Origin of the sequence: Streptomyces sp. NPDC048258 (assembly GCF_043201995.1) — a bacterium.
Classification (GTDB): Bacteria; Actinomycetota; Actinomycetes; order Streptomycetales; family Streptomycetaceae; genus Streptomyces.
The window spans coordinates 262706-279227 of record NZ_JBICZH010000012.1 but is presented as its reverse complement, the minus strand read 5'-3'; the positions used below and the strand labels follow the sequence as shown (position 1 = coordinate 279227).

Sequence of the window (16522 nt, the reverse complement as noted above, 5' to 3'; positions counted from 1 at the left end):
TTCAGCGCCGATGGTACTGCAGGGGGGACCCTGTGGGAGAGTAGGACGCCGCCGAACAATCATTGCGGAAGCCCCGCACCAGACCCTTCGGGGTCTGGTGCGGGGCTTTTCTGCGTTTACGGTCCAGTGAATGCCTGGGCTACGGCGAGGCTGTCCTCGTACACGTGGTGGCGGGTGATCATGCCGTTTTCGACCGTGAGGTGCAGGGCGAACCGGGCGCGATAGGAACGGCCGGTGGGGCGGGCGGTCTGGCGGATCTCGCCGAGTACGACCGCGTCGTTTCCGTCGATGAGGATGCGTTCGATCTCGGTGGCCGCCTGGCCGGGCACGTGGTGTTCGGCCAGTTCACGAAAATGGGCGGCGGCGTCGGAGCGGGTGGAGCGGTGCCGGATCCACGGGGTGGCGGCACGGCCGTGTTCGGTCTCGGGCCAGGCCAGTTTCCAGTCGCCGTGCTCCGCATACAGTTCGGCGATGCGGCCGGCGTCGCCCTCGCCGATGCAGCGCAGTAGCTCCTCCACTACGGCGCGCGTGTTCGTGGGCATGGTCTCGCCCATGGCTGATCCCTCCGGCTCGGGGCCCGCGTCGGCACGACGCGGAGAGAACAGCATTCTTGGCCGGGCAGGCCACCGGGCGCGATTACCTCGGAGGTCATCGCGCTGGAGGGCCGGAGGGTCACAGCACTAGAGGCGGCCGGCGGCCTTGAGGGAGAGGTAGGCGTCGGCCAGGGCAGGGGCCAGGGTGTCCGGCGTGGCGTCGACCACGTGGACGCCGTGGCGGGTGAGCTGGTCGGCGGTGCGGCGGCGCTGGGACTGGGACTGGGTGCCGGCCGCGGCCTCGTAGACCTCGTCCACTCCGCCGCGGGACGTCGTCATCTCCGCGACGTGGGGGTCCGCCACCGAGGCCAGGACGACCGTGTGGCGCTGCGTGAGGCGAGGCAGGAGGGGCAGCAGGCCCTCTTCGATCGGGGCCGCGTCCAGGCTCGTCAGGAGCACCACCAGGGAGCGGCGCGGGGCGCTGCGCAGGATGGTGGAGACCAGGGTGCGGGAGTCCGTCTCGACCAGTTCCGGTTCCAGCGGGGCCATCGCGTTCACGAAGGACGGAAGGACATCGGCGGCCGGGCGGGCCTGGACCTGGGCGCGGGGGCGGCGGTCGTGGGCCAGCAGGTCCACGCGGTCGCCGGCGCGGGTGGCCAGGGCGGCGAGGAGCAGGGCCGCGTCCATCGCCGAGTCCAGGCGCGGGGCGTCGCCGACGCGGCCCGCCGAGGTGCGGCCGGTGTCCAGGCAGATCAGGATGTGCCGGTCGCGTTCGGGGCGCCAGGTGCGGACGGCCACCTTGTTCTGGCGGGCCGTGGCGCGCCAGTCGATGGAGCGGGTGTCGTCGCCGGGTACGTAGTCGCGGAGGCTGTCGAACTCGGTGCCCTCACCGCGGGTCAGGACGCTCGTACGGCCGTCCAGCTCGCGCAGGCGGGCCAGCCGGGACGGCAGGTGCTTGCGGCTCGTGAAGGGCGGCAGGACGCGGACCGTCCACGGGACGACGTGGGCGCCCTGCCGGGAGAGCAGGCCCAGCGGGCCGTACGAGCGGATCGTGACGCGGTCGGCCTGGCGGTCGCCGCGCCGGGTGGGGAGCAGACGGGTGGTCAGGCGGCGGCGTTCGCCCGCGGGGACCACCACCTTGTGGCGGGAGGCGGCCGTCTCGGTGCCCGGGATCCAGCTGCTGGGGGGCCAGGCGTCCCGGACGTGGGCCCGCAGCTTGCGGCCGCTGGGGTTGGTGACGGTGAGGTGGACGTCGGCCCGTTCGCCCAGGCGGACGGAGGTGTCGCCCGAGCGGGTCAGGCCGAGGGTGCGGACGGGCGCCGCCAGGGCGTAGTCGACCGCGCAGGCCAGCGCGAGCGGGCCGTTGACCGCGAGCATCCCCGTCCAGCTCGGTTCGAGGATGCCGACGGGGATGCTGCCGAGGGCCGCCAGCAGGGCGGCGCGTCCGGTGAGGGCCATCAGCGCGGGACGGGGACGTGGGTGAGGATCGCCGTGATGACGGCGTCGGCCGTGACCCCCTCCATCTCCGCTTCCGGGCGCAGCTGGACGCGGTGTCGGAGGGTCGGCAGGGCGAGGGCCTTGACGTCGTCGGGGGTGACGTAGTCGCGGCCGGTGAGCCAGGCCCAGGCGCGGGCGGTGCCCAGCAGGGCGGTCGCACCGCGCGGGGAGACGCCGAGGGTGAGGGACGGCGATTCGCGGGTGGCGCGGCAGATGTCGACGACGTAGCCGGCGATCTCGGGGGAGACGGAGACCTTGGAGACGGCCTCGCGGGCGGCTTCGAGCTGGGCCGGGCCGGCCACGGGGCGGATGCCCGCGGCGTGCAGGTCCCGGGGGTTGAAGCCGGCGGCGTGCCGGGTCAGCACGCCGATCTCGTCCGCGCGGGAGGGGAGGGGCACGGTCAGCTTGAGGAGGAAGCGGTCCAGCTGGGCCTCCGGGAGCGGGTAAGTGCCCTCGTACTCCAAGGGGTTCATGGTGGCGGCGACGAGGAACGGTTCCGGGAGCGGGCGCGCCGTGCCGTCGACCGTGACCTGGCGCTCCTCCATCGCTTCGAGGAGCGAGGACTGGGTCTTGGGCGGGGTCCGGTTGATCTCGTCCGCGAGGAGGAGGTTGGTGAAGACCGGGCCGTTCTGGAAGGAGAACTCGGCGGTGCGCGCGTCGTAGACGAGGGAGCCGGTGACATCGCTCGGCATCAGGTCCGGGGTGAACTGGACACGCTTGGTGTCGAGCTCGAGGGACGCGGCGAGGGCCCGTACGAGGAGGGTCTTCGCGACGCCGGGGACGCCTTCGAGGAGTACGTGGCCGCGGCACAGGAGCGCGACGACGAGACCGGTGACGGCGGAGTCCTGACCGACCACGGCCTTGCCGATCTCGGTGCGGAGCGCTTCGAGGGAAGCGCGGGCGCTGTCCGCGGTCGCAGCCGTGGACTCGGTGGCCGGGTACGTCATGACGTACGGACCTCTCTTTCGAGGGCGTCGAGGTGGTCGGCGAGCGCGACGAGTGCCGCGTCGTCGGAGGGTGTGGGGCCGAAGAGCAGGGCGGTGACGTCCCTGGCCTGCGGCTCGCCGGTGAGTCTGGCGGAGACGGCGGGCGTCAGCGCCGACGGGTCGTGGGCCTGGGTGTGCGGTACGCCGACCAGGGCGGCCAGGCGTTCGCGGGTGGCGGCGCGCAGCACCGTGGCGGCGCGGTCGCGGGCCCTGGCCTTGCGGTAAAGGCGGGCACGGCCCTCGGTGGCCTCGGAGGCGCGGATGACGACCGGCAGTTTCTCGGTGACGAGGGGGCCGAGGCGGCGTGCGCGCCAGAGGGCGGCGAGGGCGGCGGCCACGAAGAGCTGGAGCAGGGCCCAGGACCAGCCGGCCGGGATCAGGTCGAAGAGGGACTTGTCCTCGCCGGAGTCGGTCGCGGGGTCGGAGTCCGCGAGCGACGGCATGTACCAGACGAGCTCCGGGCGGGAGCCGAGGAGTTGGAGGGCGAGGGAGGCGTTGCCCTCCTCGGCGAGGCTCTCGTTGAGGAGGATCGTCTCGGAGCCGAGGAGGACGGTGTCGCCGCCGGTGGTGCCGGTGGGGAGGACGAGGAGGGTGGGGTGGCCGCCGCTGGGGTAGCAGGCGGTGGCCCGGGGGAGGGTGGTGGTGTAGCGGAGGCCTCCGCCGGTGTCGGCGCGGCCCGCGGAGGCGGCGGCGGGCAGGAGGCAGGCCGGGGCGAGGGTGTCCGACTCGGCGTCGCCCTTCGTGTGCACGCCGGGGGCCAGGTCGGGAAGGCTGTGGCCGCCGGGGGCCAGGAGGACGGTGCGGCCGCCGGAGAGGTCCATGGCCGAGCGGATGACGCCCCGCTGGGTGGTGCCGAGGCGGTCGGGGTCGGTGACCAGGAGGGTGGTGCGGGGGCCGGTCGCGTCGGCCGCCTCGCGGGCGGTGGTGACGACGCGGGTGGTGACACCGCGGTCCTTGAGGAGTTCGGCGACGGCCCGGCTGCCGTAGGGGTCGGGGGAGCGGGGGTCGAGCAGGCCGTGGCGGGTGCCGGAGTCGAGGGCGGCGATGGCGAGCCCGCCTGCGGCGAGCACGGCGAGGAAGGTCAGGACGCGCCGGATCCGGCGTACCCGCTGCGCTCGGCCGGGGCGGGGGGCCGCGGTGTCGCCGGGGGCGGCGGTGTCGCCCGGGGTGGGTGCGGGCCGGGGCGCCTCCCCGGGCGCGCTCTCGTGCCCGCCGGGGGCGGTGGTGGCCCGGGTGGCCCCGGGGACTCCGGCGGGGGTGGGTGCGGGCCGAGAAGTCTCCTGGGGGCGCCCGGGCAGGGTCTCGTGCCCCCCGGAGCCGGGGGTGGGTGTGGTGGGGCCGGTCATGCGGCGGGTCCCGTCAGGAGCGGCTTGGCGCGGTCCAGGGTGAGGTCGAGGGCGCGCAGGCGGGCGTACGCGTCGGCGTCGGCGGTGCGGCCGCCGTAGGTGACGTCGTCGAAGGTGCGGGCGGCCGCGCGGAGGTCCCCGGCGTGCTCCGGGAGGGAGACCGCGGCTTCGGCCGCTGCCTCGTCGGCGGTGCGGCCCGGGCGGGGGTCGAGCAGGGTGCGCTCCTCCAGGGAGCGGACGACGGCGCGCATGCGCTCCTGGACGGCTTCGGTCCAGCGGCCCGCGGCGGCGTGGGCCTCGGCGGCCGTGCGGTGGTCGGCGGCGCTGCGGATGCCGTCGTCGAAGAGGACGCCCGCGCCGGAGACGGCCCGGCGGGGGGAGCCGAGCCGCCACCACAGGGCGCCGACGGCCAGGACGGCCAGGACGACGACCACGACGAGGCCGAGCGTGCCGCCGGGGGTCGCCCCGGAGGCCGCGCCGAACAGGTCGTCGAGCCATGCGAAGAACTTGCGCAGGGCGCGGTCCAGCAGCCCCGGGTCGTTCTGGTGGTACATGGGCTTGGACAGTTCGCGCTCGGCCGCCTCCTGGGCAGGCTCGCGCGGTGTCGTGACCGGTGGTGTCGCCGCGCCCGGCAGGAGCGCCGTGGCGCGCGTGATGAGGCCCCCCGTACTCATCATCGGTGTGTCAGCCTCCGGTCGTGCCGTAGTTCTCGACGCCCGCGGCCCGGGCGAGCTCCAGGTCGAGCCCCTCGCGGCGGATGCGCTGGTCGACGTAGAGGAGGACGGTGACGCCCGACTGCATCGGCATCACGATGGTCTGCGCGATGATCGCGCCGATCGCGGAGAAGATGAGCGCTCCCCAGGCGGTGGACGCGGTGCCGGCCTGCAGGCCGCCCATGCCGCCGCCGAAGAGACCGATGCCGAGGAACGTCAGCGGCCAGACGATGATCGCCGCGACGATGCCGGTGATGACGCCGGTGAGGAGGGTGATGCCGAAGATGCGCCACCACGTGCCCTTGACCAGCTTGGAAGAGCGGCCGAGGGACTTGAGGACGGTGCTCTTCTCCAGCATCAGGGCGGGCGAGGCCAGGCTGTACTTGATCCACAGCCAGGTGGCCAGCGGGAACGCGGCGAAGATGCCGAGGATGGCCAGTCCCGGGCTCTCGGTGAGGAGGCCCGGCACGATCAGTACGGCGACGATGAGAGTGAAGCCGAGTCCCATCAGCAGGGTCAGTCCGATCAGCCGCGGCAGCTGCGGACGGGCCTCGCGCCAGGCGGCGGAGACCGTGGAGCTGTTGCCGAGGACGGCCCGGCTGAAGATCATCGTGAGCATCGCGGTGGCCACGATGCCCCCGAGGGCCTGGATGAAGGCGACCCCGATCGAAACCGCCGCGGCCGTGCCGAGGGTGTTGATCGCCTCCTCGAAGTTCGCCGCGGGGTCCGTGCCGAGGACGAGGTCGGACATCACGTACTTCTGCAGGAGCACGCTCATCACCTGCACCACCGTCGCCACGACCAGCGTGATCGGCAGCACCGAGCGCCAGTGGGCGCGCATGGTGGTGACCGCGCCGTCGAGGATCTCGCCCATGTCCAGGGGGCGCAGCGGGATCACGCCGGGCTTGGCGGCCGGGGGCTTGCCCCACTGGCCTGGGCCGCCCGGGTGGCCGTACTGGCCGCCGTACGGGCTTCCGTACTGGCCCGCGTGCGGTCCTCCCCAGCCCTGGCCCTGCTGCGGCGGTGCCTGCGGAGGCGGGGTGGGGCCGGGGGCCGGGCCGGAAGCCGGGCTGGACCACTGGCCCGGCGGCGGCTGCTCGGCCGACCACTTGGGGCCGCCGGAGGCCGGCTGGTCGGAGGGCGCCCCAGGTCGCTCGCCGTCGGACGGAGAGGATCCGGGCGTAGCCCAGCCCGGAGAGTCGTTCATCGTCGCTCCTTCACGTGCACCTGCTGCGGCGGGGGGCGCTGGTCGCTGCCATCGTGCCACGTGAGGTCCACGAACGGACCAGCCGTCCCCCCGGATCCTCGGCAGCCCGTACCTTCAATTGTCACCCGGATCCGGGGCAGACTGGTCGACCTGATCTCCACGCAGGTCCGAGGGGCGATTTCCAGCCCTTTTGGCTGTGGGACAGCTCACCGCCAGGTAACGATTAGCTAATGGGATGATGTCAACCATGAAGGGACGCGTCCTTGTCGTCGACGACGACACCGCGCTGGCCGAGATGCTCGGCATTGTGCTGCGTGGAGAAGGTTTTGAGCCGTCGTTCGTAGCGGACGGTGACAAGGCACTGGCTGCCTTCCGGGAGGCGAAGCCGGACCTGGTGCTGCTCGACCTCATGCTGCCCGGAAGGGACGGCATAGAGGTGTGCAGGCTGATCCGGGCCGAGTCGGGCGTGCCGATCGTGATGCTCACTGCGAAGAGCGACACGGTCGACGTCGTCGTGGGCCTGGAGTCCGGTGCCGACGACTACATCGTCAAGCCGTTCAAGCCGAAGGAGCTGGTGGCCCGTATCCGGGCCCGCCTGCGCCGGTCGGAGGAGCCCGCCCCCGAGCAGCTGACCATCGGTGACCTCGTCATCGACGTGGCCGGCCACTCGGTCAAGCGGGACGGTGCCTCCATCGCCCTGACCCCGCTCGAGTTCGACCTGCTGGTCGCGCTCGCGCGCAAGCCCTGGCAGGTGTTCACCCGTGAGGTGCTGCTGGAGCAGGTCTGGGGCTACCGGCACGCGGCGGACACCCGGCTGGTGAACGTGCACGTGCAGCGCCTGCGCTCCAAGGTCGAGAAGGACCCGGAGCGCCCCGAGATCGTCGTGACGGTGCGCGGTGTCGGCTACAAGGCCGGACCCAGCTGACGTGCAGCCCGGCAGGGACCGCGGCGGTTCCCGCTGGGGAGCGCTGAGGGGCGGCCGGCTGCTCCAGGACGGAGCGCCCGGCGGCCCTGTGCTGCGGCTTTTCGTACGTCTCCTGCGCCGGCCGGTGCTTCCGGCTGTCCGGCTGTGGCGCCGCAACATCCAGCTCCGGGTCGTCGCGGCCACGCTGCTGATCTCGCTCGCGGTGGTCCTCGCCCTGGGCTTCGTCATCATCGCCCAGGTCAGCAAGGGCCTCCTCGACGCCAAGGAGGAGGCGGCGCAGAGCCAGGCCGCGGGCGGGTTCGCGGTCGCACAGGAGAAGGCCAACGCCCCCGCGACCGTGGACGGGCCCGACGCCGCCGACAACAAGGTCGGGCTCGACGCCAGTACGTGGATGAACTCGCTGGTCAAGCAGCTCGCCAGTGGCGGCCAGACCGCCTTCGAGGTGGTCGCGCTCGGCGCCGGCACCGGCGACCAGGTCCTGCCCGGCACCGAGGGGGTCAAGGGCGCCCGCGCCTCGGGCAACGTGGACCCGGCCGCCAGCGTGCCCATCGCGCTGCGCCGGGCCGTCAACCACTCCGCCGGGACGTTCAAGACCTTCTCCGAGATCCGGTACACCGCCGGGGCCGGGGAGAAGGCCCCCGAGCCCGCGCTGGTCGTGGGCAAGCGGCTCACCGACATCAACGGGGACCCGTACGACCTGTACTACCTCTTCCCGCTCACGCAGGAGGAGGAGTCCCTCAACCTGATCAAGGTCACCATCGTGACCGCGGGCCTGTTCGTCGTCGTCCTGCTCTGCGGCATCGCCTGGCTCGTCGTGCGCCAGGTCGTGACCCCCGTACGGATGGCCGCCGGGATCGCCGAGCGGCTCTCGGCGGGCCGGCTCCAGGAGCGGATGAAGGTCACCGGCGAGGACGACATCGCCCGCCTCGGCGAGGCCTTCAACAAGATGGCGCAGAACCTCCAGCTCAAGATCCAGCAGCTGGAGGAGCTGTCGCGGATGCAGCGCCGGTTCGTCTCGGACGTCTCGCACGAGCTGCGCACGCCGCTGACGACGGTACGGATGGCCGCGGACGTCATCCACGACGCCCGGGTCGACTTCGACCCGGTCACCGCGCGCTCCGCCGAACTGCTCGCCGGGCAGCTCGACCGGTTCGAGTCGCTCCTCGCCGACCTGCTGGAGATCAGCCGGTTCGACGCGGGCGCGGCCGCCCTGGAGGCCGAGCCGATCGACCTGCGGGACGTCGTACGCCGCGTCATCGACGGCGCCGAGCCGCTCGCCGAGCACAAGGGCACCCGGATCCGGGTCCTCGGCGACACCCAGCCGGTCATCGCCGAGGCCGACGCCCGGCGGGTGGAGCGGGTGCTGCGCAACCTGGTCGTCAACGCCGTGGAGCACGGCGAGGGACGCGATGTGGTGGTCCGGCTGGCGTCCGCGGGCGGGGCCGTCGCGGTCGCCGTACGGGACTACGGCGTCGGGCTCAAGCCCGGCGAGGCCACCCGCGTCTTCAACCGCTTCTGGCGGGCCGACCCGGCGCGGGCCCGTACGACGGGCGGCACCGGCCTCGGCCTGTCCATCGCCGTCGAGGACGCCCGGCTGCACGGCGGCTGGCTCCAGGCGTGGGGCGAGCCGGGCGGCGGCTCGCAGTTCCGCCTGACCCTGCCGCGCACGGCCGACGAGCCGCTGCGGGGCTCGCCCATCCCGCTGGAACCCGAGGACTCCCGGGCCAACCGGGCCAGGGCCGCCGCCGATGCCGCGGCCGATGCCGCGAGCAGCGCCGCGGACCGGCAGCCGGCGGACGGCGGCGACCGGTCGCCGATACCGCCGCGGTCGGCGGTCGCCGGAGCGCTGCCCGTACCCGCCGACCCGACGGCCCTGCCCGGGAACGGGGCCAGGGTCGTGGCCCGGCCGGCCGAGCAGGCACCACAGGAGGATCGAACCGATGCCGACGCCGATGGCGATGCCCATGGACGCTGAGCCCATGGGCGCCGGGGCCAGGACCGCGCGCGCCCGGGCCCGGGGCAGGCGGCTGCGCACCGTACGGGCGTACGCCCTCGGCGTCGCCGGGCTGCTGCTGGCCGGGTGCGCCTCGATGCCCGACCACGGCGAGATCCGCTCGGTGCAGGCCTCGCAGGGCGTCGACTCACAGGTCCGGGTGTTCGGCGTACCGCCCGCCGACAAGGCCAGTGCGGGCGAGATCGTCGACGGTTTCCTGGAGGCGATGACGAGCGACGACCCGCAGCTGGAGACCGCCCGCAAGTACCTCACGGAGGAAGCGGCCAAGAGCTGGAAGCCCGGCTCTGCCGTCACCGTGCTCTCGGGCGGCCTGGACCGGTCCCCGGTCCGCGGCGAGAAGGACCCCGAGGGGCCCCGCTGGAGGGTGACCGGCAAGAAGCTCGCGACGGTGGACGAGCGCAGCGCGTACCAGCCGGAGACCGGCGGCCCGGCGTACGAGGAGTTCCTCCAGCTGGTCCAGGAGGACAAGCAGTGGCGGATCGCGAGCCCGCCGAAGAGCCTCGTGCTGAGCGAGTCTGACTTCCAGCGCATCTACATGCCGGTCAACAAGTACTACTTCGCGGGCGGCACCCTGGTCGCCGACCCCGTGTACGTGCGCCAGCGCAGCGATCCCGACTCGCGGATGGATCCCACCACGCAGACGGTGCAGTCGCTGCTGGCCGGGCCGTCCAGGTGGCTCAGCCCGGTCGTCGAGTCCAGCTTCCCGACCGGTACGGAACTGCGGCCGGGCACCAAGTCCCTTTCGTACGACGGCCAGAACACGCTGCGCGTGCCGCTCAACGACAAGGCCGACAACGTCGCGCAGCCGCAGTGCCGGAAGATGGCCACCCAACTCCTGTACACGGTCAAGGACCTGACGGGCTCCCGGCTGGACCAGGTCGAACTGCTGCGCTCCGACGGCAAGTCGTCCTCGCTGTGTTCGGTGACCGAGGTGAGCGCTGCCGCGATCGCCAACCGGCCGAAGATCCCCGAGTACCAGTACTTCGTCGACAACGAGAAGCGGCTGGTCCGGATGAAGCTCGACATCTCCAGCGAGGACCAGCAGTACCGGCCCGATCCGGTGCCGGGGCCGCTGGCCACCCCGCCGGGGTTCAAGGTCAGCTCGGCGGCCGTGACGTACGACGAGCGGCGCGCGGCCGTGGTCTCGGAGGACGGGCACGGACTGTACGTCGTGTCGATGACCGGGTCCGGGCCCATGCCGCAGCCGGTGTTCCCCGGCAAGGGGAACAAGCCGAACACGCTGACCGCGCCCAGCTGGGACGCGGCGGGCGACCTGTGGTTCGGCGACCAGGATCCACAGCACCTGGGGCTGTGGCGGGTGCCCGGCGGGACCGGGCCCCCGGAGAAGGTCCAGGTGGCCGGGCTCGACGGCGGGCGGATCATCTCGCTGAAGGCCTCCTCCGACGGGGTGCGCATCGCGCTGCTCGTGCAGCAGGACGGGGCCCGCAAGAAGCTGTTCGTCGGGCGGATCGAACGGCCCGACGGCAAGGGTGACGCCTCGGCGGTGTCGGTGCGCGAGCTGCGCCCGGCGGCCCCGCAGATGGCGGACGTGACGGCGATGAGCTGGGCGCCGCGGGGCCGGCTGCTGGTGGTGGGCCGGGAGAGCGGCGGGATCGTGCAGGCCCGCTACATGCTGGCGGACGGCTCGATCGTCGCGGCGGGCCTGCCCGGCGCCACCGGGCTGATCGCGGTCGCGGCGGCCGCCTCGGAGGACGAGTCGAAGCCGAAGCCGGTGGTGGCCTACTCCGACGACGACGGGATCGTATGGCTGCCGCCGGGGGCGCAGTGGCGCACCGTGATGGCGGGCGGCCAGGCTCCGGTGTACCCGGGCTGACCTGCTCCGACGTCCTCGTGTGCCCGTTGTCCACAGGGGTGGCGGGCGTCTTCGGGGCCCGGCAGAGTGGACTCATGCGGGGGTGGTGGCAGGAGCTGGCCGGGCTGGTCCTGCCGGTCGACTGCGCGGGCTGCGGGGCCGCCCGGGTGCTGCTGTGCGCCGGCTGCCGGGAGGCGCTGAGCGGGGCCGGGGCGGTGCGGGCGCGGCCGTCTCCGTGCCCCGAGGGGCTTCCGGCCGTCCATGCGGCCGCCGCGTACGAAGGGCCCGTACGGGCTGTCCTGCTGGCGCACAAGGAGCGCGGGGCGCTGCCGCTGGCCGGTGCGCTCGGCGCCGCTCTGGCGGCGGCGGTGTGGGCGGGCGGAGTGGGGGTAGAGGAGCGGGAGGTGGCCCTGGTGCCGGTCCCGTCCGCGCGGCGGCAGGTCCGGGCGCGCGGCCACGACCCGACGCGCAGGATCGCCCTCGCCGCGGCGGGCCGGCTGCGGCGGGCCGGTGTGCCCGCGCGCGTGGCGCCCGTACTGCGGCTGCGGCGGGCCGTGGCGGACCAGGCGGGGCTGGGGGCCCGGCAACGCCGGGAGAACCTCTCGGGGGCGCTGGAGGTGTGCCGGGGCGGGGTGCGGCTGACCGGCGGGGCCGCGATCGTGCTGGTGGACGATCTGATCACCACCGGGGCGACGCTGACAGAGGCGGCCCGGGCGGTGCGCGCCGCGCGGCTTGCGGGCGTGGCGGGTCTGCGGGCGGCGGTGGTGGCCGCGACTCGCACGGAAACCCGCACGGAGCAAAAATCCCGTGAATAGATTTGGAACTGCGGGGGAAGGCCCATCGTTGCAGGTAGTAAGAGGGAACGGCCACCTGGACGGAAGTACGTTCCGGTAGCGGGTGCCGACAACCGCCATAGAGGGATATGTTCGGTTGTGAGGACTGGCGAGCCTTAAGGCCCCACGCATCGCTGTCTCTCGACTCCGAAGTCGGTGGGGTGTAGATCTTGCCGATGGGGGAGGAGGAGGTGAAAGTCGCCAAGTCCGAGGCTCCGGCCTTCACCGGAGTCTGGTGCGAAAGGGAGACGCTTCGCCCCGTCGGGCGGAGCTATCCGGGAACGGAGTTCTGCGTGGACATCGTCGTCAAGGGCCGCAAGACCGAGGTGCCCGACCGGTTCCGCAAGCACGTGGCCGAGAAGCTGAATCCGGAGCGGATCCAGAAGCTCGACGCCAAGGTGATCAGCTTGGACGTCGAGGTGTCCAAGGAGCACAACCCGCGCCAGGCCGACCGTTCCGACCGCGTGGAGATCACCCTGCGTTCGCGGGGCCCGGTGATCCGGGCCGAGGCCGCCGCCGCGGACCCGTACGCGGCGCTGGACCTGGCTCAGGACAAGCTGGAGGCCCGGCTGCGCAAGCAGCACGACAAGCGCTACACCCGCCGTGGCAATGGCCGCCTCTCGGCGGCCGAGGTCGCCGACGTCGTACCGGACGCCGCGCAGCTGAACGCGAATGGCGAGCCGTTCGTCGAGGAGAAGGCAAACGGGGTTCCGATCACCCGGATCGGATCTCTCGAAGTGCAGGGCGAAGGCCCGCTCATCGTCCGCGAGAAGACCCACTCGGCCGCACCCATGTCGCTCGACCAGGCTCTTTACGAAATGGAACTGGTCGGCCACGACTTCTATCTGTTCGTCGACTCCGAGACGAAGCTGCCCAGCGTCGTCTACCGACGTCACGCGTACGACTACGGCGTGATCCACGTGAACCCCGACGGGGCCTCCAGCTCGGAGCAGCCGCGCGGCGGTGCCGGGGGCGCGCTCGGCGGCTGAGCACATCATTCGCCGCCCCCGCGGGACGCTCCGTCTTCCCGCGGGGGCCTCTTGTGCGGGCCTCTCGTGTGGCGCGTATGCGCCAGGCAGCCATCGTCGGCCCCCCGCGCCGTGCCGCGGGCATGGAATCATGGCGGGCAGTCAACCGGCGGGGGTGCCCCTCCGGTTGGCCCAGCAGCTCGGCACATGCAGGGGCAGGGGGAGGAACGATGGCGGACAGCTTCGGGCCGGTGCGCGGTGACGACGGTACGGGCTGCCGTGCGGCGGACGCGGCGGCGGAGCCCGCCGGCGCGGCGGCCGGGGAGCCCATCCGGGTACTCGTGGTCGACGACCACGCGCTGTTCCGGCGCGGGCTGGAAATCGTCCTCGCGCAGGAGGAGGACATCCAGGTCGTCGGCGAGGCGGGGGACGGTGCGGAGGCCGTGGACAAGGCGGCCGACCTGCTGCCGGACATCGTGCTGATGGACGTACGGATGCCCAGGCGCGGCGGGATCGAGGCGTGTACCTCGATCAAGGAGGTGGCCCCCTCCGCGAAGATCATCATGCTGACGATCAGCGACGAGGAGGCCGACCTCTACGACGCGATCAAGGCGGGTGCGACCGGGTACCTGCTGAAGGAGATCTCGACGGACGAGGTGGCCACGGCGATCCGGGCGGTGGCGGACGGCCAGTCGCAGATCAGTCCGTCGATGGCGTCGAAGCTGCTCACCGAGTTCAAGTCGATGATCCAGCGGACCGACGAGCGGCGGCTGGTGCCGGCGCCGAGGCTGACGGACCGGGAGCTGGAGGTCCTGAAGCTGGTGGCCACCGGCATGAACAACCGTGACATCGCCAAGCAGTTGTTCATCTCCGAGAACACCGTGAAGAACCACGTCCGCAACATCCTGGAGAAGCTGCAGCTGCACTCCCGGATGGAGGCCGTGGTCTACGCGATGCGCGAGAAGATCCTCGAAATCCGCTAGCCGCCTCCCGCCGTCCGCCGGCCGCCTCCCGCCGCCGCCTACAGCGCGGCCAGTTCCGCCACGACGGCAGCGGCCTCCTGAGGGCTCTGGGCGCGGTCGACGCGGACCGTGTCGCAGCCGACCCACTCCGCCGCCTCCCGCAGGGCCTCCGCCATCGGGCGGGCCGCCTTCGGGGACGTCAGGGAGAGCTGGCGGGCGACCAGCGTGGTCCCCTCGCGGCCCGGGTCGACGCGGCCCTGGAGCCCGCCGCCCGCGAGCAGCGGCATCGCGAAGTACCCGTGTATCCGCTTCGGCTTGGGGACGTACGCCTCAAGGCGGTGCGTGAAGCCGAAGATCCGCTCCGTGCGGGGGCGGTCCCAGACCAGCGAGTCGAAGGGGGAGAGCAGCGTCGTGCGGTGGCGGCCCCGGGGGGTCGTCGCGAGCGCCGCGGGGTCCGCCCACGCCTGCTTCGCCCAGCCCTCCACCGCGACCGGCACCAGCCCGGAGTCCGCGATCACCGCGTCGACCTGGTCCCCCTTGAGGCGGTGGTAGTCCGCGATGTCGGCGCGGGTGCCCACGCCCAGCGACTGGCCGGCCAGGGCGACCAGGCGGCGCATGCACTCGCGGTCGTCCAGGTCGTCGTGGAGCAGCGCGTCGGGGACGGCGCGCTCGGGGAGGTCGTACACCCGCTTCCAGCCGCGGCGCTCGCTGCACACCACCTCGCCGGTGTCGAGCAGCCACTCCACCGCGATCTTGGTCTCGGACCACTCGAACCACTCGCCGCCGTTCTTGGCGCCGCCCAGCTCGGTCGAGGTCAGCGGGCCGTCGGCCTTGAGGCGGTCCAGGACCGCCTTCGTCGAGCGCTCCTTGTCCGGCAGGACGTGCCAGCGGTGGCCGCGGGCCCGGTTGGCGCGGCGCCGGAAGGCGAAATGCGGCCATTCCTCGATGGGCAGGATGCAGGCCGCGTGCGACCAGTACTCGAAGGCGTGGCGGTCGGACCAGTACGCCTTCTCCACGGTGTCCCTGCCGACCGCGCCCAGGCGGGCGTACGGGATCAGCTCGTGCGAGCGGGCCAGGACCGAGATCGTGTCCAGCTGTACGGCGCCCAGGTGGCGCAGGACGCCGCGGACCCCGCCGCGGCGGTCGGGCGCCCCGAGGAAGCCCTGCGCGCGCAGGGCGATCCGGCGGGCCTCGTCGGCGGACAGGGACACGGTCGGCGGAGGCAGGCTGCTCATGCGCCGAAGCCTAGGCGGCGCCACTGACATTGATACTCGTAGCGGGTTCCGGTGGTCGTGGCTCTGCCACTGACTGACGCCCTGCTGGGCTGTCTTGCGGCTGTACCGTCCGGCTGCCGGGCCCGTTCTCCATGGCAGCGGGCTCGTACGGGAGCCGGGAGGGCAGGCCCAGGTCGGACGGGAGCAGTGCGCCGGCCCAGCAGTCCAGCAGCACGCCGCCGTGTTCCATGCCGGCGCGCTGGACGCCCTCGATCAGGAAGCCCACCCGCTCGGCGACGGCGCGGGAGCCGTCGTTGCCGACCCCGGCGCGCCAGACGAGCCGTACGACGCCCGCCTCGGTGAACGCCCAGCGGACGGCTGCCCGCAGGGCCTCCGTCAGGTAGCCGCGGCCCCGGTGCCCGGCGACGGTCCAGTACCCGATCTCGTGGGTGTGCGCACCGGTCCGGTGCACGGCGAGCGTGGCGACCAGCGGGCCGTCGGTTCCGAGCCGGACGGCGAAGTTGTACGCGGTGTCCTCGCGCCATCCGGCCGGGACGCTTTCCGTCACGTAGGTCTCCGCGTGGGCGGGCTCGTACGGGACGGGCACCGAGATCCAGCGCTGGATCTCGGGGTCCTGGCAGGCGGCGTGCACCTCGGCGGCGTCCTCGGGGGTGTGAGGGCGCAGCACGAGGCGTTCGGTGGTCAGCGTGATCGGCTCCATGACCCGGGATTCTGCCGAGCCCCTAGTCGGCGGCCGACGTCAGGTAGGGCAGCGCGGGGGTCAGGCCGAGGTCGGAGGGGAGCAGGGCGCCCACCCAGGAGTCCCGGACGGTGTCGGCGCGGTGCAGGGAGGCGCGCAGGAGCCCCTCGATGCGGAAGCCGGCCTTCTCGGCGACGGCCCGCGAGCCGGCGTTGCCGACCTCGGCGCGCCATTCCAGGCGTACGGCGCCCAGCTCGGTGAAGGCCCAGCGGGCGACGGCGATCACGGCCTCGGTCATGAACCCCTGCCCGCGGTGCTCCTTGGCCGCCCAGTAGCCGATCTCGTACGAGTTCGTCCCGAAGACCTCGTGCACGTGGACGCCGACGGCCGCGACCAGCGGGCCGCCGGAGCCGAGGCGGACGGCGAAGGAGTAGCCGGTGCCGTCGCGCCAGCCGGCGGGGACCAGCTCGCCGACGAAGGCGCGGGCGTGCGCGCGTTCGTACGGGGTGGGGACCATGGTCCAGCGCTGGATCTCGGGGTCCTGGCAGATGGCGAAGACCTCGTCCTCGTCGGCCGGGGCGAAGGGGCGCAGTTCCAGTCGGGTGGTGTTCAGGGTGGTGGGCTCCATGGAGGGATTCTGGTTCGCCGCTGCGCTCGGGGCGAACACTTTTCCCTTACCCCGGCACCTTCGGAGTCCCCCGTACGTTCTCAATCGGGGCACTCACGCCCTTAGGGCCACGGCGGACCTCCCGACGCGACCACGTCCTCGCTTACGATGGCCGTTGCGGTGGGGCCCACCTGCCGTGCCCGT

General features: G+C 73.0%; 15 protein-coding genes. 6 read left to right on the top strand and 9 right to left on the bottom strand.

The annotated features are described in order from the left end of the window. Positions 1-116: 116 nt before the first annotated feature. From ACGFYQ_RS26900 to ACGFYQ_RS26875, 6 genes are all read right to left on the bottom strand, one after another. Positions 117-554, bottom strand: a complete 438-nt coding sequence (locus tag ACGFYQ_RS26900) for a nuclear transport factor 2 family protein (protein WP_393748084.1) — start codon at positions 552-554, stop codon at positions 117-119. 126 nt (positions 555-680) lie between these two features. Next, positions 681-1991, bottom strand: a complete 1311-nt coding sequence (locus tag ACGFYQ_RS26895; RefSeq protein WP_393748082.1) for a DUF58 domain-containing protein — start codon at positions 1989-1991, stop codon at positions 681-683. Then, positions 1991-2977 (bottom strand): AAA family ATPase, encoded by a 987-nt coding sequence (locus tag ACGFYQ_RS26890; protein ID WP_393748080.1) that lies wholly within the window; start codon positions 2975-2977, stop codon positions 1991-1993. Before ACGFYQ_RS26890 ends, ACGFYQ_RS26895 begins: the two co-directional genes overlap by 1 nt. Continuing rightward, complete coding sequence (locus ACGFYQ_RS26885) at positions 2974-4362, bottom strand: DUF4350 domain-containing protein (protein ID WP_393748078.1); 1389 nt, start codon at positions 4360-4362, stop codon at positions 2974-2976. Before ACGFYQ_RS26885 ends, ACGFYQ_RS26890 begins: the two co-directional genes overlap by 4 nt. Next, positions 4359-5039: a DUF4129 domain-containing protein gene (locus ACGFYQ_RS26880; RefSeq protein ID WP_393748076.1), complete on the bottom strand. Its 681-nt coding sequence runs from the start codon at positions 5037-5039 to the stop codon at positions 4359-4361. The genes ACGFYQ_RS26885 and ACGFYQ_RS26880 overlap by 4 nt, the downstream gene beginning before the upstream one ends. Positions 5040-5046: 7 nt before the next feature. After that, positions 5047-6282 (bottom strand): hypothetical protein, encoded by a 1236-nt coding sequence (locus ACGFYQ_RS26875; protein ID WP_393748074.1) that lies wholly within the window; start codon positions 6280-6282, stop codon positions 5047-5049. Positions 6283-6517: 235 nt separating this feature from the next. Here ACGFYQ_RS26875 and mtrA point away from each other — a divergent pair, with 235 nt between their 5' ends. The 6 genes from mtrA to ACGFYQ_RS26845 all read left to right on the top strand — a co-directional run bounded on the left by mtrA (position 6518) and on the right by ACGFYQ_RS26845 (position 13818). Continuing rightward, positions 6518-7207, top strand: a complete 690-nt coding sequence (gene mtrA, locus ACGFYQ_RS26870) for a two-component system response regulator MtrA (protein ID WP_360903204.1) — start codon at positions 6518-6520, stop codon at positions 7205-7207. Position 7208: 1 nt separating this feature from the next. Then, positions 7209-9182 (top strand): MtrAB system histidine kinase MtrB, encoded by a 1974-nt coding sequence (gene mtrB / locus ACGFYQ_RS26865; RefSeq protein ID WP_393748071.1) that lies wholly within the window; start codon positions 7209-7211, stop codon positions 9180-9182. Continuing rightward, positions 9148-11055, top strand: coding sequence for an LpqB family beta-propeller domain-containing protein (locus ACGFYQ_RS26860; protein ID WP_393748069.1), 1908 nt, complete (start codon positions 9148-9150; stop codon positions 11053-11055). Before mtrB ends, ACGFYQ_RS26860 begins: the two co-directional genes overlap by 35 nt. A gap of 74 nt (positions 11056-11129) precedes the next feature. Continuing rightward, positions 11130-11849, top strand: coding sequence for a ComF family protein (locus tag ACGFYQ_RS26855; RefSeq protein ID WP_393748067.1), 720 nt, complete (start codon positions 11130-11132; stop codon positions 11847-11849). Positions 11850-12160: 311 nt separating this feature from the next. After that, positions 12161-12856: a ribosome hibernation-promoting factor, HPF/YfiA family gene (gene hpf, locus ACGFYQ_RS26850; RefSeq protein ID WP_393748111.1), complete on the top strand. Its 696-nt coding sequence runs from the start codon at positions 12161-12163 to the stop codon at positions 12854-12856. Between the two features lie 209 nt (positions 12857-13065). Further along, entirely contained in the window at positions 13066-13818 is a 753-nt protein-coding gene (locus tag ACGFYQ_RS26845) for a response regulator (RefSeq protein WP_393748065.1), read from the top strand. Between the two features lie 38 nt (positions 13819-13856). Here the strand turns inward: ACGFYQ_RS26845 and ACGFYQ_RS26840 are convergent, their stop codons facing one another. The 3 genes from ACGFYQ_RS26840 to ACGFYQ_RS26830 are packed head-to-tail and all read right to left on the bottom strand — an operon-like array spanning position 13857 to position 16339. Further along, complete coding sequence (locus ACGFYQ_RS26840) at positions 13857-15062, bottom strand: winged helix-turn-helix domain-containing protein (RefSeq protein ID WP_393748063.1); 1206 nt, start codon at positions 15060-15062, stop codon at positions 13857-13859. Beyond that, positions 15043-15732 carry a GNAT family N-acetyltransferase gene (locus ACGFYQ_RS26835; RefSeq protein ID WP_393748061.1) on the bottom strand — a complete coding sequence of 230 codons (690 nt, stop codon included), beginning with the start codon at positions 15730-15732 and terminating at the stop codon, positions 15043-15045. The genes ACGFYQ_RS26840 and ACGFYQ_RS26835 overlap by 20 nt, the downstream gene beginning before the upstream one ends. A 22-nt stretch (positions 15733-15754) precedes the next feature. Then, positions 15755-16339 carry a GNAT family N-acetyltransferase gene (locus ACGFYQ_RS26830; RefSeq protein WP_393748059.1) on the bottom strand — a complete coding sequence of 195 codons (585 nt, stop codon included), beginning with the start codon at positions 16337-16339 and terminating at the stop codon, positions 15755-15757. Positions 16340-16522 lie beyond the last annotated feature (183 nt).

Coding starts and splice junctions, on each gene's coding strand:
- ACGFYQ_RS26855 (WP_393748067.1), top strand. CDS start 11,130: ATGCGGGGGTGGTGGCAGGAGCTGGCCGGGCTGGTCCTGCCGGTCGAC.
- ACGFYQ_RS26900 (WP_393748084.1), bottom strand. CDS start 554: ATGGGCGAGACCATGCCCACGAACACGCGCGCCGTAGTGGAGGAGCTA.
- ACGFYQ_RS26860 (WP_393748069.1), top strand. CDS start 9,148: ATGCCGACGCCGATGGCGATGCCCATGGACGCTGAGCCCATGGGCGCC.
- ACGFYQ_RS26845 (WP_393748065.1), top strand. CDS start 13,066: ATGGCGGACAGCTTCGGGCCGGTGCGCGGTGACGACGGTACGGGCTGC.
- ACGFYQ_RS26840 (WP_393748063.1), bottom strand. CDS start 15,062: ATGTCAGTGGCGCCGCCTAGGCTTCGGCGCATGAGCAGCCTGCCTCCG.
- mtrA (WP_360903204.1), top strand. CDS start 6,518: ATGATGTCAACCATGAAGGGACGCGTCCTTGTCGTCGACGACGACACC.
- ACGFYQ_RS26880 (WP_393748076.1), bottom strand. CDS start 5,039: ATGATGAGTACGGGGGGCCTCATCACGCGCGCCACGGCGCTCCTGCCG.
- ACGFYQ_RS26885 (WP_393748078.1), bottom strand. CDS start 4,362: ATGACCGGCCCCACCACACCCACCCCCGGCTCCGGGGGGCACGAGACC.
- ACGFYQ_RS26875 (WP_393748074.1), bottom strand. CDS start 6,282: ATGAACGACTCTCCGGGCTGGGCTACGCCCGGATCCTCTCCGTCCGAC.
- ACGFYQ_RS26890 (WP_393748080.1), bottom strand. CDS start 2,977: ATGACGTACCCGGCCACCGAGTCCACGGCTGCGACCGCGGACAGCGCC.
- ACGFYQ_RS26895 (WP_393748082.1), bottom strand. CDS start 1,991: ATGGCCCTCACCGGACGCGCCGCCCTGCTGGCGGCCCTCGGCAGCATC.
- ACGFYQ_RS26835 (WP_393748061.1), bottom strand. CDS start 15,732: ATGGAGCCGATCACGCTGACCACCGAACGCCTCGTGCTGCGCCCTCAC.
- ACGFYQ_RS26830 (WP_393748059.1), bottom strand. CDS start 16,339: ATGGAGCCCACCACCCTGAACACCACCCGACTGGAACTGCGCCCCTTC.